The organism is Ruegeria sp. EL01, assembly GCF_900313035.1.
Lineage (GTDB): Bacteria > Pseudomonadota > Alphaproteobacteria > Rhodobacterales > Rhodobacteraceae > Ruegeria.
This window is the reverse complement of the sequence record NZ_OMPS01000004.1, coordinates 119,252-139,546: the sequence shown is the minus strand read 5'-3', so window position 1 is coordinate 139,546 and position 20,295 is coordinate 119,252. Positions and strand designations below refer to the sequence as shown.

The 20,295-nt window shown below is 57.5% G+C and carries 19 protein-coding genes; 12 read left to right on the top strand and 7 right to left on the bottom strand.

Annotation, left to right across the window (positions count from 1 at the left end; all coding sequences use genetic code 11):
• The first annotated feature begins 17 nt into the window (after positions 1–17).
• Positions 18–914 (top strand): LysR family transcriptional regulator, encoded by an 897-nt coding sequence (locus D9K61_RS03825; RefSeq protein WP_120631925.1) that lies wholly within the window; start codon positions 18–20, stop codon positions 912–914.
• On the opposite strand, the gene D9K61_RS03820 is transcribed toward D9K61_RS03825, so the two are convergent.
• On the bottom strand, positions 911–1,762 hold the full coding sequence (locus D9K61_RS03820) for a LysR substrate-binding domain-containing protein (protein WP_120631924.1): 852 nt from the start codon (positions 1,760–1,762) through the stop codon (positions 911–913). The genes D9K61_RS03825 and D9K61_RS03820 overlap by 4 nt on opposite strands.
• A gap of 101 nt (positions 1,763–1,863) precedes the next feature.
• Here D9K61_RS03820 and D9K61_RS03815 point away from each other — a divergent pair, with 101 nt between their 5' ends.
• Complete coding sequence (locus D9K61_RS03815) at positions 1,864–2,571, top strand: SDR family oxidoreductase (RefSeq protein WP_120631923.1); 708 nt, start codon at positions 1,864–1,866, stop codon at positions 2,569–2,571.
• 4 nt (positions 2,572–2,575) lie between these two features.
• Here D9K61_RS03815 and D9K61_RS03810 read toward each other — a convergent pair whose 3' ends face one another.
• The 3 genes from D9K61_RS03810 to D9K61_RS03800 are packed head-to-tail and all read right to left on the bottom strand — an operon-like array spanning position 2,576 to position 7,113.
• A complete protein-coding gene (locus tag D9K61_RS03810) occupies positions 2,576–3,847 on the bottom strand; it encodes an FAD-binding oxidoreductase (protein WP_120631922.1) in 1,272 nt (423 codons plus the stop codon).
• A gap of 42 nt (positions 3,848–3,889) precedes the next feature.
• The gene (locus D9K61_RS03805) at positions 3,890–4,924 is read right to left on the bottom strand and encodes an ACP S-malonyltransferase (RefSeq protein WP_120631921.1); all 1,035 of its coding nucleotides are present in this window, start codon (positions 4,922–4,924) and stop codon (positions 3,890–3,892) included.
• The gene (locus D9K61_RS03800; RefSeq protein ID WP_120631920.1) at positions 4,921–7,113 is read right to left on the bottom strand and encodes a thiamine pyrophosphate-dependent enzyme; all 2,193 of its coding nucleotides are present in this window, start codon (positions 7,111–7,113) and stop codon (positions 4,921–4,923) included. The genes D9K61_RS03805 and D9K61_RS03800 overlap by 4 nt, the downstream gene beginning before the upstream one ends.
• Positions 7,114–7,283: 170 nt before the next feature.
• On the opposite strand from D9K61_RS03800, the gene D9K61_RS03795 reads away from it, so the two are divergent.
• Entirely contained in the window at positions 7,284–8,183 is a 900-nt protein-coding gene (locus D9K61_RS03795) for a LysR substrate-binding domain-containing protein (protein ID WP_120632095.1), read from the top strand.
• Positions 8,184–8,212: 29 nt separating this feature from the next.
• On the opposite strand, the gene D9K61_RS03790 is transcribed toward D9K61_RS03795, so the two are convergent.
• Together D9K61_RS03790 and D9K61_RS03785 are read right to left on the bottom strand one after the other, a co-directional pair.
• Positions 8,213–9,370, bottom strand: a complete 1,158-nt coding sequence (locus D9K61_RS03790; protein WP_120631919.1) for an acyl-CoA dehydrogenase family protein — start codon at positions 9,368–9,370, stop codon at positions 8,213–8,215.
• Between the two features lie 154 nt (positions 9,371–9,524).
• Positions 9,525–10,088, bottom strand: coding sequence for a TetR/AcrR family transcriptional regulator (locus tag D9K61_RS03785; RefSeq protein ID WP_120631918.1), 564 nt, complete (start codon positions 10,086–10,088; stop codon positions 9,525–9,527).
• 299 nt (positions 10,089–10,387) lie between these two features.
• Here D9K61_RS03785 and D9K61_RS03780 point away from each other — a divergent pair, with 299 nt between their 5' ends.
• A complete protein-coding gene (locus D9K61_RS03780) occupies positions 10,388–10,852 on the top strand; it encodes a nuclear transport factor 2 family protein (RefSeq protein WP_120631917.1) in 465 nt (154 codons plus the stop codon).
• Positions 10,853–10,863: 11 nt separating this feature from the next.
• On the top strand, positions 10,864–11,484 hold the full coding sequence (locus D9K61_RS03775) for a pyridoxamine 5'-phosphate oxidase family protein (protein WP_120631916.1): 621 nt from the start codon (positions 10,864–10,866) through the stop codon (positions 11,482–11,484).
• Positions 11,485–11,724: 240 nt separating this feature from the next.
• Here the strand turns inward: D9K61_RS03775 and D9K61_RS03770 are convergent, their stop codons facing one another.
• The gene (locus tag D9K61_RS03770) at positions 11,725–12,387 is read right to left on the bottom strand and encodes a TetR/AcrR family transcriptional regulator (protein ID WP_120631915.1); all 663 of its coding nucleotides are present in this window, start codon (positions 12,385–12,387) and stop codon (positions 11,725–11,727) included.
• Positions 12,388–12,452: 65 nt separating this feature from the next.
• On the opposite strand from D9K61_RS03770, the gene D9K61_RS03765 reads away from it, so the two are divergent.
• The 7 genes from D9K61_RS03765 (at position 12,453) to D9K61_RS03735 (ending at position 20,289) form a co-directional block, all read left to right on the top strand.
• Positions 12,453–13,769, top strand: a complete 1,317-nt coding sequence (locus D9K61_RS03765) for an NAD(P)/FAD-dependent oxidoreductase (protein ID WP_120631914.1) — start codon at positions 12,453–12,455, stop codon at positions 13,767–13,769.
• Positions 13,766–14,668, top strand: a complete 903-nt coding sequence (locus D9K61_RS03760) for a bile acid:sodium symporter family protein (RefSeq protein WP_120631913.1) — start codon at positions 13,766–13,768, stop codon at positions 14,666–14,668. Before D9K61_RS03765 ends, D9K61_RS03760 begins: the two co-directional genes overlap by 4 nt.
• Positions 14,665–15,597 (top strand): SDR family oxidoreductase, encoded by a 933-nt coding sequence (locus tag D9K61_RS03755; RefSeq protein WP_120631912.1) that lies wholly within the window; start codon positions 14,665–14,667, stop codon positions 15,595–15,597. The genes D9K61_RS03760 and D9K61_RS03755 overlap by 4 nt, the downstream gene beginning before the upstream one ends.
• Positions 15,594–16,352, top strand: a complete 759-nt coding sequence (locus D9K61_RS03750) for an SDR family oxidoreductase (protein ID WP_120631911.1) — start codon at positions 15,594–15,596, stop codon at positions 16,350–16,352. Before D9K61_RS03755 ends, D9K61_RS03750 begins: the two co-directional genes overlap by 4 nt.
• A gap of 90 nt (positions 16,353–16,442) precedes the next feature.
• A complete protein-coding gene (locus D9K61_RS03745) occupies positions 16,443–18,920 on the top strand; it encodes a heavy metal translocating P-type ATPase (RefSeq protein WP_120631910.1) in 2,478 nt (825 codons plus the stop codon).
• Positions 18,917–19,306, top strand: a complete 390-nt coding sequence (gene cueR / locus D9K61_RS03740) for a Cu(I)-responsive transcriptional regulator (RefSeq protein ID WP_120631909.1) — start codon at positions 18,917–18,919, stop codon at positions 19,304–19,306. The genes D9K61_RS03745 and cueR overlap by 4 nt, the downstream gene beginning before the upstream one ends.
• A gap of 47 nt (positions 19,307–19,353) precedes the next feature.
• Positions 19,354–20,289, top strand: coding sequence for an NAD(P)-dependent oxidoreductase (locus D9K61_RS03735; RefSeq protein ID WP_256386739.1), 936 nt, complete (start codon positions 19,354–19,356; stop codon positions 20,287–20,289).
• Positions 20,290–20,295: the final 6 nt, after the last annotated feature.

Below are 20,295 nucleotides of genomic sequence, written 5' to 3'. Positions count from 1 at the left end.
GAATAATCATAGACGATATGAACAAAACTGATTTCACCGACCTGGACGGAAAAGTCCTGCGCACATTCCTGACTATCCTCGAAGAAAGCTCTGTCTCCAAGGCGGCTGACCGGTTGGGGGTGACGCAATCAGCAATTAGCCACACACTGGGAAAACTCCGACAGCTTCTGGGCGATCCGCTGTTTGTGCGGTCAGGTCAGGGACTGACCCCGACCGAACGCGCCCTGTCCCTAAAGGACCCTGCTCAAAGCGTTCTGGACGGAATGCGGGCCCTGACTCAAGAACGCCCCTTTGACCCGCTGGCAGAAGAGATTGCCATCAGGATCGCGACCAATGATATGCCGCGCGAGTTGATCTTTCCCGAATTGCTGCGGGTAAACCGGGCGAAAGGGATTCAGTTGCGGCTGGAATTCATGCCCTCGGGTGTCCCGGACCCCGATCTGCTGCGTAGTGATCGGTGCCAGTTGATGCTGACGCCGTTGCCGCCGGATGGGCCCGACATCCTGCAAAAGCGATTGCTTACCAGCCCGCTGATGGTGTTCTACGATGGCGCCAAGCGGGCGCCACCGGACAGCTGGCAGGCTTACTGTCAATGCGACCATGTCGAAGTTCAGTTTCCGGACGGGCGTAACGCACGTGCTGTGATGCGCGGTGTGGATCAAAGCCAGATCCGAGCGCCAATTGTCACCCTGCCCCATTTCAATGCGATACCGTCTTTTGTGAAAAACAGCACGCTGATTTCGACGGACACGGCACTGATGAAAAAAGGCCCGTTGGCGTCACTGGATGCCGCGCCGCTTCCGTTCAAATGTGATCCGGTTTCGATCTACATGATATGGCACCAACGCTCGGCGAATGATCCAGCCCACCGATGGCTGCGTGCTCAGATCGAGGAGATTGTCGTCGCCCTTTAGACCTGCGAGATCAACCAATCCCGCATCTTGACCACCAGGTCAGGTTGGCGCGGCTTTCGAGGCATTACAACGTAAAAGCTGAGGTCATCGACCAATATCTGATCCAGCGGGCAGACCAGACGCCCTGATGCAATCTCGGACCTCACGAGGGCTTCGTTTGCAAGCGCCAGACCCTGCCCAGATACCGCTGCATCAATTGCCAGACTGGTTTGATTGAAGTTCATCATTCGGGTTTTACCCTGCACGCCCGCACGTTCGAGAAACAGCGGCCAAAGACCATGAGAGTCGCTGAGCAACACATGCCGGCTCAGATCGGAGGCAGCTGTCACGCGTTGCGCTAATTCTGGGTTACAGACGACCATGAACTCGCAAGAAAACAACGGCACCGCGTGCAGATCTTTCTCCTGCGGTTTGCGGCTTTGACGGACTGCAATATCGACGCCATCCCGGTTGAAATCGGCAAGTTTCTCACGCGCATCAACCTGAACCTGGATATCAGGGTGACGAGCTGTGAAATCATTCAACCGTGGCACCAGCCATTTCGAGGCAAAGCTTGGAGTGACCGATATTGTTAGCTTTGCATAGGGTGTAAACTCATCAACGGCGCCTTCGATCAATCGAAAGGCACGGCGCAAGGGTGAGTGAAAACGCCGCCCAGCCTCGGTCAGGTTCAGCCCGCGCGGAAGGCGGTCAAACAGCTGCTCGCCCAATCGTGCCTCCAGTCCGCGCACCTGTTGTGCAACTGCCCCTTGAGTGACGCCAAGCTCTTCTGCAGCAAGGCGAAAGTTCAGATGTCGGGCCGAGGCCTCGAAAGCGCGCAGCGCATTGAGCGGGGGAAGGGCTGGCATGGCACCACACTGTAGATTTTCTACAGCATTAAGGCAGAAGAACTGATTGGTCAAATCTGGAGCCAAGGCGCATCCTGATTGCGGATAAGTGATGGAGCAAAATGATGACTGAAAAAGTAGCCCTGATTACAGCAGGCGGCAGCGGCATGGGCGCCGACGCTGCACGGCGGTTGACAACTGACGGTTTCAAAGTAGGCATTCTGTCTTCCTCAGGCAAAGGTGAGGCGCTTGCACAAGAATTGGGCGGCGTTGGCGTGACGGGATCGAACCAGTCCAATGATGACCTTCAGGGGTTGGTGGATGCCGCCATGGCGCATTGGGGGAGAGTTGATGTGCTGGTCAACTCGGCAGGCCATGGGCCGCGCGCAGGTGTATTGGAATTGACGGATAAGGATTGGCATCAAGGCATGGAGGTCTACTTTTTGAATGCAGTCCGTCCGACCCGTCTGGTGACGCCGATCATGCAGGCACAGGGTGGCGGAGCGATCATCAACGTCTCAACCTTCGCCGCATTCGAACCGGACCCTGTGTTTCCGACGTCTGGTGTGTTTCGCGCCGGGCTGGCCGCATTTACCAAACTGTTTTCGGACAAATACGCTGCCGAGAACATCCGGATGAACAACGTGCTGCCCGGCTTCATCGACAGCCTGCCCGAGAAAGAAGAGTTTCGGTCGCGCATCCCGATGGGACGCTACGGGCGCAGCTATGATGAGATCGCCTCGATCATTTCTATGCTGGCGTCAGAGGGCGGCGGTTACATCACCGGACAGAATATCCGGGTGGATGGTGGCATCACCCGCTCTGTTTGACCGCTTAGATCCGGGCTTTGATAAGATGTGTCAACGCCGCGCCGGTTTCGAAATAGGCGCGGCGTAAGCCTGCCCAGCTTTCGCGATGCTCTGGGACCGCGGGCACCGGCAAGCAGGATGGATCATCGTTTAACAGGCTCTCCGCCATCAATCGCCCGAACACTGTTCCCGGCCCGATACCTCGACCGGAAAACCCGTGTGCAGACATTGCATTTGGTCCGATCTCGGTAATCTTTGGAATGTGATCCGAAGTCATGGCAATGCGCCCATGCCAGCCTTGTACCAAAGACTCATCCGATAGCTGAGGATAAAGCTGTGCCAGTTTGCGTTTGACCCAGGCAGAATGGGGCCCACGCCCCGCATGTGCCAAATCACCCATACCCCCGATGATCATGCGCCCGTCCTGATCCAACCGGAACGAGGTCATGATCAAACCGGTGTCCCAACATCCCTCGCCTTTTGGAAGGATGCTGGCGCGCAGGTTATGCGACAGGGGTGCGGTGGCATATTGAAAGTAGTAAACCGGCACATAGGCGGGTGCCGTGTCCTCCAACCTCTGATGATAAGCGTTTGTGGCCTGAATGACCGACTTAGCCCGAACCGTACCACCCGGCGTTGTCAGAACCCAATGCCCGTTCTGATGCCGTATGGCCTGCACCGGACTTTGCGTGAATACCTGCGCCCCTGCGTCCGACGCAGCCCGGGCCAGACCGACCACGTAGGCCAGAGGTTGAATCGTCCCCGCATGCGGATCGAACAGCGCACCGTGAAACGTTTTGCTGCCGGTTCGGGCATGCGCAGCTTCAGCGGGCAAAAGTTCCACCGGCGCCCCCGCTGCGCTAAGTTGCGCGTGCCGGGTTTGAAGATCCCGAAAGCCAGATGCGGAATGCGCGCAATGCAGGGTTCCGTTCTGAACCGGTTCGCATGTGATCCCATGTACATCGATCAACGCAAAAACGTCCGAAGGGGCTTTGGCCAGAAGATCGATCAAACGATCTCCAACGTCTTGCCCCAGATGCGATCGAATTGTGTCCGGCGGCAGCCATAGCCCCGCATTTACCAGCCCAACATTGCGACCCGATCCACCATGCCCGATGTCTTGCGCCTCAAGCAGGCAGACAGACGCCCCTGCCTTTGCCGCCGTAAGCGCCGCCGAGCAGCCCGTATAGCCGCCACCAATGACGGCCAGATCAACCGTCAGGTCGACTGACAAGGACGCCGTCTTCAATGTTTCGCTGCAAGTGTCGCGCCACAAGGCGTGTTCGGGGGTGTTCACTGTGAACCTCGGTGCATTTTCGCCGGGATCATTAGCCCGGTTCTATCCCGTTGCAATAAACCTTTGATCGTCGCGACCCATGGCAATCAAAATAGGTGACACCTCTTGTTGTGCAAAAAAGGCAGATTTATTCGCCATGCCGCGCCATTCGGCCTGGACCAGCGATTGTGCAACTGCGCCGCCCAGCGTCGCCCCCGGACCAGTCACGATAAACAGATCCGGCGCAAATTCGCGCGCGGCGGTTTGCACGGCGCGGGTAAAATCATAGGTCTCGGTCACCTGATGGCCCAAGGTGTATTCCCACAACGCATGGGTATCGCTTGCGTCTGGCCACCAGACCTTACCGCGCCCGTCAATTAGGGGATGTTGGGGTTGTTCGAAAAGGTCTGCGGCCAGTCGCGCCCGACCTTCAGTCGCGACAGGTGCCTGTAGCCGGGTGTGAAACGCAGCGTGGTTTGGCAAACGCATTGGAAAGCGATCCTGAACCGATGGTTGGGAGGCTTCAAATGCCGCCAAACCCGCCTCGTTCCCTGCCAGCACCAACATCCCGCCCAATTCGATCGACAGCGCAAGATCATGGCCGTCCATCGCGTCAATACGCGCCACATCTTCGATCAAAGCAGCTTTTCGATCCGGATCGTTGGTCCAACTGTCGCCATTAAAGGGATAGACCAGTTGGCCGCCGATCAGATGATCCTGCATCAAGGTCCCCATGGTATTGACGACACGAAACCCATTCTCATCGCTCAATGCACCAGCCGCCGCGAGCGCGATGTACCAGCCCATGGAATTGCCGGTAACGGCCACAACCTCGATATCATCGGCCAGTGCCTGCGCATCAGCCAGCGAGGCCGCATAGATCAATGGCGAGGCCACGTCACCGCGGGAATACTTGCCAACCGTAAACCGTTTGGCCCTGTCCAGCTTGGTGAGCGTTTCCTGACCGGCCTCTGCCCGAATGGCGTCAAACCGCTGAAACATCGAGAGGCGTTCGGCATGATGCCGGTGCAGATATCCCAGCTCAGGTTTGTTATAGGTGCCCCGACCGGGGCAGATCACAACGGCAGTACGGGTCATGTCTTGGCTCCGGTCAGTGCGATGGCCGCCGAAACGATATCGTCTTTCGATGGCAGAGGCGCGGCGTAGGCGGGACCGGTGGCGATGAAACTGTCTTCGGCTACGACACGCGCGACAGGTTTGCGGGCATCTTCTTCACAGAAAAACGTCATCAACGCCTCGGATTGGCTGCCAGTCTGGCGGCATTCATCGACGATCAGAACGTGTCTACAGCCTTCTGTCGCCCGTCTCAGGGCGTCGACCGGCAGCGGGGCCAACCAACGCATATCGATAACTCGGGTTTTCAGCCCGACGGCCTGCAGCTCTGGTAGCGCTTGCTGCGACAGGTAGTGCCCGTTGCCATAGGTCACGATGGCCAGATCAGTACCGTCGCCATGCACGCCGACTTCGCCCAATGCGATCCTTTGATCGGGTGACGGGTAAGCTGTCATCCAGTCACCATCCTGTGCCCCGTGCAGATCCCGCATGGGGTAGAGCGCGATGGGTTCAAGGAACACCACCACCCGCTGCTCTTCCCGCGCGAGCCGCACAGATTCGCGCAGCATCTGCGCCGCGTCCGATCCGGTCGAGGGGCAGGCAATGATCACCCCCGGAATATCGCGCAGGACGGCAAGTGAATTGTCGTTGTGGAAATGGCCACCAAAGCCCTTTTGGTATCCCAACCCGGCAATCCGCAGAACCATCGGGTTGGTAAACTGCCCATTCGAGAAGAACGGTAGGGTCGCAGCTTCGCCCCGGATCTGATCCTCGGCATTGTGCAAATAGGCTAGAAACTGGATTTCGGGCACCGGAATGAAACCGTTGTGCGCCATGCCAATCGCCAAACCCAAGATGGACTGCTCGTCCAGCAGCGTGTCGATCACCCTGTCCGACCCGAACCGCTGCTGCAACTTTTGCGTCACGCCGTAGACCCCGCCTTTGCGGCCCACATCCTCGCCCATGCAGACGATCTCGCCATGCTCCAGCATCAGATCGGTGAGCGCCCAGTTGATCAGACGGCTCATGGGTTGGGGATCATTCATCGCACGCAAATCCCCACCAAACGCCTTGGCCCGGGCCTCGGTCCTTGGGCCGTTCGTGGGCGTGCAATCGCGCTTGGGCGGGATCAGACTGGCCATGACCTCTTGCGCCTTGGTCAGGTGCGGGCGGGTTGCAGCCTCGGCTGCTATGCGGTCAGTGCGAGCGCAGGTTTGGTCGTAGATCTTCAGCGCCCGATCCGGGGTCAGAGCACCTCCCTGATCCAACAGGCGGACGGAATGCAAAAGCGGATCATTGGCCTCATCCGCCTCGACCTCGGATTTCTGTAGATAGGTTGTCGGCACATCTGCCCCCGCGTGCCCATAGAGCCGCACGGTTTTCAGATGCAGGAACGCCGGTTTGCGGCGTGTGCGCACATAGTCGGCAGCCTGTCGCGCAATCGCGTAGGTTTCGTAGATATCGAGACCGTTGGCCTGAAAATACTTGATCCCCGGTCGATGCTCCATCGAGGCCTGAATCCAACCCTTCGGTGTTTTGACCGAAATGCCAATGCCATTGTCTTCGCACACAAAAAGCAGTGGCAAGGGTGTGGATTGCACACTGGTCCAACCTGCGGTGTTGATCGCGCCCTGCGCCGTTGAGTGATTGGCCGACGCGTCGCCAAAGGAACACATCGCAATCCCATCCTCGGGCAATTCGCGATGCTCAGGATCATGACGCCGCGCCGCACCCAACGAATAAGCCGCACCAACGGCCTTTGGCAAGTGGCTGGCGATGGTCGAGGTCTGCGGTGGGATGTATAGCGCCTTGGATCCCAATACCTTGTGACGACCGCCGGATATGGGATCTTCCTTGGAACAAGCAAAACTGAGCAACATATCCCAGGCGATCTGCTGTCCGGGCATCTGTTCGGCCCGGGCGATTTGAAAGGCCGCATCGCGATAGTGCAGAAACGCGATATCCGTCGGGCGCAGAGCGTGGGCAACCGCCGCCATGCCTTCATGCCCCGACGATCCAATCGTATAAAACCCCTGCCCAGCCTTTTGCATCGCCCGGCTGGTACGGTCCAACGCTCGGCTGAGCACTTGGGAGCGGAACAGCGAAACCGCGTCTGTCGCGCTCAAACCGGTCTGAGGCGGCATGCCGCTGGGCAGGTCGCCCTTGGCAACACGAGACAGGAAATTCTCATGAACGATCTGGGCGCGGTCCATGGTTTGGCCTTTTCAGTCTGAGTGGGGCGGGCCCCGTATTTATCGCTTTGGCTGGGATACCGACACAAATGATGCTCGGATATCGCGTGCAGGTCACGCAATTCCTGTATCTCGCTGGCCTCGGCAAAATTCCAGTGATATTCAGACGCAAAGGTATGAGGATTTGTCATATGATTGCGCCCCGCCGCTTTCTTCCATCGATTTCGTCCTTGCTGGCATTAGAGGCTGTGGACCGCCTTGGCAGCGCCTCGGCTGCGGCAGAGGAGTTGTCTCTGACCCAAAGTGCCATCAGCCGACAGCTTAAGGCGATGGAGGAACAGCTGGGGGTCGAGCTGATCCAGCGGACCCAGATGCGGCTGAACCTGACCCCTGCCGCCAAAGACTATGTGCAGACAGCACGAGCAGCTTTACACCAACTGGCGCAAGCATCCCTGAAGCTAAAGGCAAACCCGACAGGCGGATCGCTACACCTGTCGATCCTTCCCGCCTTTGGCATGCACTGGCTGGCCCCAAAGCTTCAGGATTTCGCCCGCCGCCACCCGGAAGTGACAGTAAACCTGAATACGCGCCTGCGACGGTTCGATTTCGACACCGAACCCTTTGACGCAGCCTTCCACTTTGGCCAACAAAACTGGAGCGGGGTGAACTACATGCAGATCATGCATGAAGAGGTCTTACCGGTCTGCGCCCCGTCTGTGCTGCCGGACCGCGCCGAAAGCATCGAATGGCTGACCAATGCCCCCCTGTTGCACATTGAAACACGGCCTGACGGGTGGGAGCGGTGGTTCGCCGCGCAGGGCCATCCGATCAAAGGGTTGCAAGGCATGCTGTTCGATCAGTTTTCAACCATGATACAGGCCACCATTCATGGATTAGGCGTCGGACTGTTTCCCAGCTACCTGGTGGCCGAAGACCTAAAGAACGATCGCCTGGCGCTGGCCTGGGACGGGCCCGAGGTCAGCCTGGGTGATTACTATCTGGTTTGGCCAAAGGGAAAAGCCGAGTCAGAACCACTCAAATCCTTCCGCAGCTGGCTGCAAACCCAACTTGGCCAAGCGCCCGCCCCATAGCTGACTGACGGAAGACCGCTCTGTCGCCCTTAAACGTCCAGAGATCGTGCGATGAGCTCTTTCATGACCTCGTTGGTGCCGCCATAGATCATCTGCACCCGCGCATCTGCATACAAGCGGGCAATTGGGTATTCCATCATGAACCCATAGCCGCCGAACAGCTGCAGACATTCGTGCATGATTTCATTCTGCACTTCTGAGCCCCAGTATTTGACCATGGACGCGGTGGCAGCATCCAACTCGCCCGCCTCAAGCTTGCCGATGCAATCATTGACAAAGCTGCGCAACACTTCGGCTTTCGTCTTGCATTCCGCCAGCTTGAACCGCGTGTTCTGAAAATCCATGACGCGCTGGCCAAACGCTTTCCGCTCCTGCACGTATTTTACCGTCTCGGCGATGGCAAAATCGATCGCGCCCAGCGCCATCAGGCCAATAGTCAGACGCTCCCACGGCAGTTGTTTCATCAATTGATAGAACCCTTGGCCTTCTTCGGAACCCAGAAGGTTGGTCATCGGAACCTTGACGTCTTCGAAGAACAACTCGGCGGTGTCGTTGCCCTTCATCCCAAGTTTTTTGAGGTTGCGCCCACGGCGGAACCCGTCGGCCTCTTCGGTTTCCACGGCAATCAGCGACACGCCTTTGGCCCCGAGGGATTTGTCTGTTTTGGCCGCAATGATGATCAGATCTGCGGTCTGTCCATTGGTAATGAAGATCTTGGATCCGTTGATCCGATAGGAATTCCCATCCTTCTCGGCCGTCGTCCGAACAGCCTGCACATCTGACCCTGTGCCAGGCTCGGTCATTGCAAGCGCACCAACCATCTCGCCCGAGGCCAGCTTGGGCAGCCATTTCTGCTTTTGATCATCGCTGCCATAGGCGGTGATGTAATGGGTCACAATGGATTGGATCCCGTACCCCCACCCTGCGTCCCCGCGGGCGGCCTGTTCGTAAATGGTGACTGAATCGAACCCCATCCCGCCACCGACACCGCCGTATTCCTCGGCGATCGCCCCCGCCATCAGGCCGGTGTCCCCTGCTTTTTTCCAAAACGCGCGATCGACAACACCATTGGCGACCCAGGTTTCGACATTTGGGCTCAGTTCATCATCCATGAACCGACCTGCCATTTCGGCAAACATCCGGTGTTCGTCAGTGACCCATGCGGCGGTGGAGGAAAACAGCGACATCTCAAACTCTCCGATCAGTGGTTACAGAAAGGCTATATTTTGCGAAGCCCTCTGCCAATCCGTGTGACGCCGCGTCGTAAGCCGGTGCAACGCAACGTTCGCAGCTGCCTATGTCGGGATTTTTACTGTGCGTTAAACCGGAAAATACTGGCGATCAGCCCTGCGCAATTTTGAGCAGTTGCTGCGCGGCCTCTTTTGCGTCCTCGGCCGGGCTGGTGTTCTTCAAAAGTACAGCAGACACGATCGCGCCCTCTTGCAACAAGATGACCTGACTGGCCAGTTTCGCGGGATCGCCTACCCCGGCCTCGCGAGCCAGTCGGGTGAAATGTTCCAACAGCAGACGCTTGTGTTCCGCTGCTTGCGCATGGATCGGGTGATCGGCATCCTGATACTCGGCCCCCGCTTTGATGAACATGCATCCGCGAAAGCCGTCCTCCTCGAACCACTCCTTTAGGGCATCAAAGCTGGCGATCAGTTGCTCGGCAGGTGTATCCGCCACCTCTTCGATCCGACGCAGCAGCCAGTTGCGAAAGCTCTCGTCCCGTAGTCGCAGAGCCGCCAGGATCAGGTCTTCCTTGGTGCGAAAATGCTTGTACATGGAGGTTTTCGACACACCGGTTTCAACAACAAGCTTATCCATGCCGGTGGCGTGAAACCCGTCCCTGTAAAAAACCTGTAGGGCCTTTCTGACGAGTTCATCCCTCTTGTTCGGGCGCATGATTCGGTTCCTATGCGAACTGATCAGTACATATACAATCGAACCGCCGACTGCAATATCGAAGAATATTATTCAATTTATCAAAGGGGTACGTCAGTCATAGCTCTTTAGTCCCCGGTGACACCACGTTTTCGCTTGTATGAGGTTACCGATCGGTACATGATATTTATAATTTACCGATCTGTATACTTTGGGATCTGATCAATGAAACGCCGTACCAGCCTATTTTCCCCGCAATACGTCCCTCTCCTGTTGACGCTTGCCCTTATTACCGCCGCCCTGACCTGAAAGATCAAACCATGAGCCGCCCCCCTCTACCGCCATTCACTCAGGAAACCGCCGTCGAAAAGGTTCGGATGGCAGAAAACGCATGGAACAGCCGAGAGGCGGACATCGTAACGCCTGCATACACAGACGACACAAAGTGGCGGAACCGGGCTGAGTTCTTGTCAGGCCATGCAGACATCCATGCCTTTCTGACCCGCAAATGGAAAAAGGAACTGGACTACCGGCTGATCAAAGAGCTCTGGGCATTTTCAGGCAACCGTATCGCAGTCCGCTATGCCTATGAATGGCATGATGACAGCGGACGATGGTTCCGTTCCTACGGAAATGAAAACTGGGAGTTCGCCGCAGACGGGCGAATGTCACATCGCCACGCCTCACTAAATGACCTCCCGATATTCGAAGATCAGCGACTGTTTCACTGGCCGTTGGGCAAACGCCCCGATGATCACCCCGGGCTCTCTGATCTGGGACTTTGAAAGGATTTCTGATGCCACGCGCCTTTTCCGAACTGACCTTCACCCCCACCGTTCGCGCCCATCAGGAACGGATGGGGTCAGCGAAAACCTATGCAAAATTCATCGAAAGCGGCCCGCAACAGGGACATCTGGTCGGAGACGCAGAAAAGGCGTTCATAGAAGCACGGGACGGGTTCTATCAATCCACGGTGTCCGAAACCGGGTGGCCTTATGTACAGTATCGCGGTGGGCCCACCGGATTCCTGAAAGTGTTGGGGCCGCAATCCATTGGTTACGCCGATTTCTCGGGCAACAAACAATACATCTCGCGCGGAAACCTGGACGGCAACGACCGCATTGCGCTGATCTTGATGGATTACGCCAACCAGCGCCGCCTTAAAATCCTCGGCCGGGTCGAATTCACTGAAGGCGAAGCTGCGGCGACCAGCCTGTATCCAGATGGGGCCGAGGCCCCCGCCGAGCGTGCCGTGGTCATTCGTGTTGACGCGCTGGACTGGAATTGCCCCCGCCACATCACGCCCCGGTTTACCGAGGCCGAGCTGCGTCCGCATTTGAACACGCTGGGGCAGCAGCTAGCCGAGTTACAGGCAGAAAACGAGCGATTGAAACAGGAACTGACGAATTCGGACTGAGGTTGTCAGTCGCCACACGGACCTTTTCTCAATGTGAGTTCAAGGAGCAAACACCATGTTGCGGTCAGCTTTCCAAATTGCGGTGATTGCTGTTATCGCTTCCGCGATAAGTCTGCTCGTTATATTGTTCGGCTTTTTTGCATCGCCCAACGCCGTGCGAATGTCGCCGCCCGCTGCGTCCAACTCGCTTTTGTTTGATCGGTTTCCGCGCGCCACCGAAGTTACAAAACCGACGCCTGATCAAATCCGCGCAGCTTTTACCATCGCTTCGATGCCCGCGGCGCAGAACTCGATCAGGTGATCGACATCGGCCATATCCCCGCCTTGCGCCAAGGCTTCGACGCGCCACGCGCTATTGAGATGTGCCAACATCGCTGAAACCGAATAGACCTGTCCGCTGGCCAATAGCGCTGGTTCAGTATTGGGATACAGCGCCGTAATCTCTGCAATAAAGCGTTGCGCGGTCGGGTCAAAGCACTCGGCTGCGATGTCGCGCCAGCGCGGATCGACCGAGACATGGGCGACCAGACGCCCATAGGCCAACCACCCCGGCCCGCCCGTTTGTGCAAGCATCACATAGGGGCGGATGAAACAGTCCAAGATGGTCCGCAGTGATAACGCACCCTTGTCTTTCGCCTGCTCCAACGCCTCGATCCTGCGGCGAGCCAACGCGTTCGCGCGGCGGGCGACGGTGCGATAAAACAGCTCTTCCTTGCCACCGCCGTGGTGATGCACCAACCCAATCTGAACACTTGCCTTAGCAGCGATATCCCGGATCGAAGCCCCTTCGAATCCTCGTTCGGCAAAAATGGATTCCGCTGCATCCAAAATGCGTGTCTTGGTCTGCAAGGACCGTTTGGAAGGCGCTCTTTGCCTTGGTTTTTCAGCACATTTGATCGTCATGAAATTGATCTTGTCTTATTTTGGTCAATCGTTCAAGTTAAGCGTCACGAACTTGGGGAGGGTTCATGACGGAGACGCGCGACACATTCGCCCTGATCGGGGCGGGCCCAATGGGGTTGGCTGCGGCCAAAGTGCTGAAAGAACAAGGGATCGCCTTTCAGGGGTTCGATCTCCATTCGGATGTCGGCGGTCTGTGGGACATCGACGCCCCCAGATCGACAATGTACGAATCTGCCCACCTGATTTCATCCAAGCGGATGACCGAGTTCACCGACTTCCCAATGGAGGAAGCGGTGGCCGAATACCCTTCGCACCGTGCAATGCGCGATTACTTCCGAGACTTCGCCGATCATTACGGATTGCGCGATCAGTATCGGTTCAATACCGAAGTTACCCAGATTTCACCGCTCGGCGACTCAGGCGACGGCTGGCGCGTCTGCTGGCGAGATCAGGACGGTGAACACGAGACCGAATTCGCCGGGGTCCTGATTGCAAACGGCACGCTATCAGAACCCAACATGCCCGCCTTCCCCGGCACGTTCGCCGGCGAGTTGATCCACGCGTCGCAATACCGCTATCCCAGCCAGTTCGAAGGCAAGCGCGTCCTTGTGGTCGGCGCGGGCAACTCCGGTTGTGACATCGCGGTGGATGCAATCCACCACGCACAGCGCTGCGACCTGTCGATGCGACGGGGATATTACTTCGTGCCGAAATACGTGTTTGGCAAACCCGCAGATACGATGGGCGGCAAGATCCGCCTGCCTATGTGGCTTAAGCGCAAAGTAGACAGTCTGATCCTTAGCTGGTTTGTTGGCGACCCACAGAAATACGGTTTTCCAAAACCTGACTACAAGCTTTACGAGAGCCATCCAATCGTGAACTCACTGGTCTTGTATCACGCAGGTCACGGTGATCTGTGCATCCAACCGGACATTGAACGGCTTGAAGGAAAGTCCGTTCACTTCAAGGATGGCAGCAGCGAAGATTACGACATGATCCTTGCAGCAACAGGGTACAAACTGCACTACCCGTTCATCGACAAAGACCATCTGAACTGGCAAGGCGATGCGCCGCATCTCTATCTCAATGCCATGCATCCTGAACGGAACGATCTGTTTGTTCTGGGGATGATCGAGGCCACCGGCCTGGGCTGGCAGGGACGACATGAACAGGCCGAGATGGTGGCCCGGTACATCAAAGGCCTTCAACATGATTGCCCTGTGGCCGCCGAACTGACCGCGCAAAAACAACAGGCTTACGGGCGCGCCACCGGAGGTATGAATTACCTCAAACTTGCCCGCATGGCCTATTACGTCGACAAGGTCACCTATCGCAAAGCTGTCACCGGCTGGATCAAACGTTTCAGGAAAGCCACCGGATGAGTGGTATTGACGAGATTACGCTGAATTTCAGCCCGGGTTCACTGACATTGCTGAACGCGATCCTGGCCATCGTCATGTTCTCGATAGCCATTGATCTGGCACCCAGCGACTTCGACCGCCTGCGCCGCGCACCCAAGCCGGTGATCGTTGGGCTAATCTCACAATTCATCGTGCTACCGGCGCTGACCTTTGCAATGGTCTGGCTGGTGGCTCCGCGCCCTTCGATTGCTTTGGGGCTGATCCTTGTGGCGGCTTGTCCCGGCGGCAACATATCGAATTTTATTACGCATCGGGCCGGTGGAAATGCAGCCCTGTCTGTGTCCATGACGGCCTTTGCCACGATCGGGGCGATATTCCTAACGCCGCTGAACATCGCCTTGTGGGGCGGATTGTACCCCCCGACTCGCGCGATCCTGCAGCAAACCGAGATCGACCCGGTCCAGATCGCCATCATTGTCGCGCTGATGCTGATCCTGCCGCTGGTGCTGGGCGTCACCCTGAACCAGCGCCACCCAAGGTTAACTGCGCGCCTGCGCGCGCCGCTGCAATACCTGTCGATGGGGATTTTCCTTGCCTTCATCATACTCGCCCTGGCCGCCAACTGGGGGTTCTTCCTAAGTTACGCCGGAGCAGTCGCAGGGCTTGTGATCCTTCACAACGCCTTGGCATTGGGGGGCGGGTGGTGTATTGCCTCTGTCACCCGATTGTCCCCGTTTGACCGACGCGCCATCACGATTGAAACAGGCATTCAGAATTCTGGCCTTGGGCTTGTTCTGATCTTTGCGTTCTTTCATGGGTTGGGCGGGATGGCCGTGGTCGCAGCGTTTTGGGGGATCTGGCACGCCATCTCGGGCCTAGTACTCGCCTCCGTCCTGTCCAGAACCAAGGCCGCACGATGACCCGTATCCTGATCACTGGCGCTTCTGGCATGGTGGGGCGTGAGCTTATGGCTGAACTGCGCGATTATGACGTCGTCGCCACCGACCTACGTCACCCGGACAACATGCCCAACAAGATCAGTTTTCTGCGTATGGATGTCACCACTGGGGATCCCGCACGGGTCATTGCCAAGATCAAGCCTGATGTCATTGTGCACCTAGCCTCTATCGTTACGCCGCCGCCCAAAATGGGACGCGAGGCTGCTTATGCCGTCGATGTCGAGGGCACGCGAAAGGTTGTAGATGCAGCTATCGCCAATGGGGTGCGTCGGTTGGTTGTCACGTCTTCTGGCGCCGCATACGGCTATCATGCAGACAACAGCGTGCCTTTGCGAGAAGGCGACCCGTTGCGTGGAAATCCTGAATTCCCCTATTCCGATCACAAACGGCAGGTCGAAGAAGTGCTGGCCGAAACACGAAAGCAAGCCCCCGCACTGGAGCAGGTTGTTCTACGTGTGGGCACGGTTTTGGGGGATGGCACGGAGAACCAGATTACCGCTCTGTTTCGCAAGCCGCGGTTGATGGCCGTGTCAGGTAGCGAAAGCCCCTTTGTCTTCATCTGGACCCGTGACCTGGCCCGTATCTTAAAGCGCGCTGCAACGGACGGCCCGCCCGGTATCTTCAACGTCGCCGGAGACGGTGCTTTAGGTGTGACCGACCTTGCCAAAGCAATGGAAAAATCGGTCCTGCGGCTGCCCGCGTGGTTGCTAAAGGCGGCATTGTCGGCCGCACGGCCTTTGGGTTTGTCGCGATATGGACCCGAGCAGGTGCGGTTCTTGCAATACAGGCCAGTACTGGACAATTCCGCGCTCAAGTCAAAGTTCGGCTATACACCCGAGAAAACCAGCGCCGAAGTTTTCGACCTGTGGAAGAAACAGGCCGGTCTATGAAAACCGCAGTCATATCAGGCGGCGCAGGCGGGTTGGGTCAAGCGCTGTCCAAGGCGTTGCTAACACGCGGCTGGCGGGTTGTGGCGTTGGACCTGAACGTCTCAGACCTTGCACCTAACCCGAACCTTTTGCCCATCGCCTGCGACCTGACACTGCCCGAGCAATTGAACAACGCTGTCTCAGAGGCCATTGCCACAAGCGACAGCATTGATCTGGTGATCTACAATGCCGGAATCACTCAAATTCGCGGGTTTGGTCAGTCAGATGAGGCCAGCCACCGCAGGGTGTTCGAGGTCAACTATTTTGCAGCGGTGGAAATGGCACGCGCGTTACTTCCCGAAATCCGAAAATCCCGTGGCGCACATCTGGCGATGTCATCCGTGGCCGGGTTTTCGCCGCTTTACCACCGCACCGCGTATGCCGCCTCAAAACATGCGCTGGAAGGTTTCTTCAAATCACTCCGCTCGGAAGAAAAGCCATATGGCGTGACAGTGCACGTCGCGACCCCGTCGTTTGTGGCGACCAACACCGGGAACGCGGAAACTCAGTTGGATGGCACTGCCAGACCGGGCTCGGCGAATGACGGGATGGATGAAATGAGCCCGTCTGAGGCCGCTGAGATAATCCTGCGCGGGCTCGACCGATCACAGCCAACAATTCCGGTGGGTCGCGTTGCGCGTCTTGCATGGTGGCTCAACCGGGTTTCTCCGCGCCTGTACCAGCATTTGATGGAACGAAAGATAAGCGGATCGTGACTTAATCCGGGAAATCGCATACCAACCCCTTGACCTTCCCGTCACTGGAATCCCCATTTGAAGGGCAGACAAACCGCCGGGATGAGTTGGATGACGAACGCTCGAACAGTTCAGCTGATAATTACGAAAATGGGATGCGCGTCATGTGTGGGCCGCGTCGAAACAGCTTTGCGCACAGTACCCTGCGTCGAAGATGCTTCGGTCAATTTTGCAACCGAAATAGCGCAAGTCACCTTCACTGGACCAACGTCGGACATCACACAAGCCTTGGAGAGTGCAGGATACCCGGCGGCAACCCGTCAAATTGAACTTGAAATCGACGGCATGAGTTGCGCGTCCTGCGTATCCAAGATCGAGCGCGCCCTAGAATCTGCGCCCGGGGTTGTTGCGGCGCAAGTGAACCTCGCGACCGAAGGTGCGACGGTCTCCTATCTCGATGGATCAACCGACGCCGAGGCGCTGTCTCAGGTCTCAGCCCGTTTGGGATATCGTGCGCGACTGAAAGCGACGCAAAGTGACGAAGAGCAGACCGATGCGAAAGCCGAAGACATTCTAAAGCTGACCCGCGCAACGATTTTTGCCGCTGTTCTGGCGTTGCCGGTTTTCATTCTTGAAATGGGCGGGCATATGATCCCCGCATTTCACCATTGGGTCCATGCAACGCTTGGTGAACAGACTAGCCAGTTGATTCAGTTTGCGCTTACCTCTGCCCTGCTGGTCGGGCCGGGGCGGGTGTTCTATTTGAAAGGCATCCCGTCACTGATGCGCGCGGCACCAGATATGAATGCGCTGGTCGCTTTGGGTACCGGTGCTGCCTATCTGTATTCCGTCACAGCCACTTTTGTACCGCAGGCGCTGCCCCAAGGCACTGTAAATGTGTATTTCGAAGCCGCAGCCGTCATCGTCGTTCTGATCCTGTTGGGTCGTCTCTTGGAAGCACGTGCAAAGGGTAAGACCGGTGCGGCTATCCGCAAGCTTGTGGGATTGCAGCCCAAGACAGCCCGGGTCGAGCAAAACGGTACCACCGTGGATCGCCCAATCGCAGAAATCACTGTCGGAGACATCCTGCAAATACGACCAGGTGAGCGCGTGCCTGTGGACGCCGATGTTCTGGACGGCAATTCTTATGTCGATGAAAGCATGATCACGGGTGAACCGGTGCCTGTGGGAAAATCCGCAAAGGATCAAGTTATCGGAGGTACGGTGAATGGCACTGGTGCGCTGCGTGTGCAGGCCAGTCGTGTCGGTACCGACACCGTGTTGGCACAGGTCATACGGATGGTCGAACAGGCGCAAGGGGCCAAGCTCCCCATTCAGGGGCTTGTGGACCGGATCACCTATCGCTTTGTCCCTGCTGTCATCGCAATTGCCGGCCTGACGGTTGTTGCATGGCTGATCTTTGGGCCATCTCCGACGCTGCCTTTGGCCTTGGTCGCCGGGGTTTCGGTTCTGATCATCGCCTGCCCCTGCGCGATGGGGTTGGCGACACCAACCTCGATCATGGTGGGAACAGGACGCGCGGCAGAATTGGGCGTTCTTTTCCGCAAGGGTGACGCGTTACAACAGCTGCAACAAGCAAAGGTCGTTGCTTTGGACAAGACCGGGACATTGACGCTTGGTCGTCCTGAACTGGACAGCATTGCCCCAACGAACGGCTTTGGTCAGACCGAGGTTTTGCGCTTGGCAGCGGCGCTCGAGGCACGATCCGAGCATCCGATTGCAACGGCCATCGCGCGCGCTAGCCCGTCAGACTTGCCCGATGTGTCGAATGTTCAATCCCTAACCGGTCTGGGCCTTCAAGGTCAGGTCGAGGGCCGCAACATCCTGATTGGATCGCACAAACTGATGGAGAAAAACAACATCGACCTTTCGGATTTACAAGCCGAGGCCGACGCGCGCGCTGCAGAAGGTGCCACCCCGTTGTTTTTGGCGATTGATGGCCAGCTGGCGGCAAGCCTAACCGTCTCGGACCCGATCAAACCGGGTACTCCAGAAGCGCTGGCGCGGCTGCACGAGATGGGAATTACTCTGGCCATGGTGACCGGCGACAACGCACGAACGGCGCAAGCCCTGGCAGATCGACTGGGGATCGATCATATCACCGCCGAGGTTCTGCCCGATGGCAAGCTGGATGCGATTAACAGGCTGCGCGACCTGTATGGAACGCTGGCATTCGTTGGGGATGGCATCAACGACGCCCCAGCATTGGCGGCTGCGGACATTGGCATCGCTATCGGCACCGGTACAGATGTAGCCATCGAAACGGCAGACGTTGTCTTAATGTCGGGCGACCTGCGCGGCGTTGCAAATGCCATGGAAATGAGCCGCCAAACCATGTGCAACATCCGTCAGAACCTGGGTTGGGCGTTTGGCTACAACATCCTTTTGATCCCGGTGGCGGCAGGTGTTTTGTATCCGTTCGGAGGCCCCCTTTTGTCGCCCGCATTGGCGGCAGGCGCTATGGCATTGTCGAGTGTATTTGTCGTCTCGAACGCGCTACGTCTGCGCCGCGTTCGCGCCAGTATGGTGGAAAACACGCCACCCACCCCTAAGGAGGCCCACGCATGAATATCGGAGACGTCTCAAACCGCACCGGTCTTCCGGCCAAGACCATCCGCTATTACGAAGATATCAACCTGATCAAACCGATGCGCGATGACAACGGATACCGCCGCTTTCGCGAGCAGGACGTGCACAAGCTAAGCTTTTTGGGACGTGCCCGTGCGTTGGGGTTTACCATAGAAGACTGTCGTACTTTGCTGGCCCTCTATGAGGATGAAACCCGCGCCAGCGCCGACGTCAAACAGGTTGCACGGGATCATTTGGCGCAGATCGAAGCCAAGATCGCGGACCTGAATTCCATGCGTGACACGCTTGGCCACCTGATCGAAGCCTGTGCAGGCGATGACCGGCCGGATTGTCCAATCCTGCAGGATCTTGGCGGCAAATCGTAACGCGGGGTTGCCCTTTTGGCGCAGCTTTGCTTTGTCTCTGCTGAACAATCCGGTCCGCTGCTCGGTGGGCGAAGGGACCGGTCAGCGGAGAGGATCACCAAATGGCAAAAGTTGCTTTCCTTGGCCTTGGCGTCATGGGTTATCCCATGGCTGGCCACCTACAGGCCGCGGGCCACGACGTCACTGTTTATAACCGTACCACGTCAAAGGCCGAGGCCTGGGTGGCTGACCATGGCGGCGCATTGGGCAGGACACCCAAGGAAGCCGTTCAAGGGGCCGAGTTTGTCATGGCTTGCGTCGGCAATGACGACGATTTGCGCAATGTCTGCACTGGCGATGATGGCGCATTCCATGGGCTGAGGGCAGGTGCCATTTTCGTAGATCACACAACAGTGTCCGCCAAGGTCACGCGCGAGCTGTATGACGCCGCCAAAGCGCAGGGCAATACGTTTGTTGACGCTCCGATTTCCGGTGGTCAGGCCGGGGCAGAAAATGGTGCGCTGTCCATCATGTGCGGCGGTGATCAATCTGCCTATGACGCCGCAGAACCGGTGATGCAGGTCTATTCAAAGATCTGCCGTCGTATTGGCGACAGCGGTGCAGGACAGATGACGAAGATGTGCAACCAGATTGCCATTGCGGGCGTGGTTCAGGGCCTCAGCGAAGCCCTGCATTTCGCCGAAAAAGCAGGTCTGGATGGTCGCGCAGTTGTCGAGGTTATCAGCCAGGGCGCTGCGGGCAGCTGGCAGATGGCGAACCGATATGAAACGATGTTGGACGATCATTTTGACCATGGGTTTGCCGTCGACTGGATGCGCAAGGATCTGGGTATTTGTCTGGACACCGCGAATGAGACCGGGGCGCCCCTGCCCGTGACCGCTTTGGTCGATCAATTCTATAAGGATGTTCAACAGCTGGGCGGTGGTCGATGGGATACGTCCTCGCTGATCAAACGGCTTCGGGCGCTGGACCAGGGAACCTAAGAACAG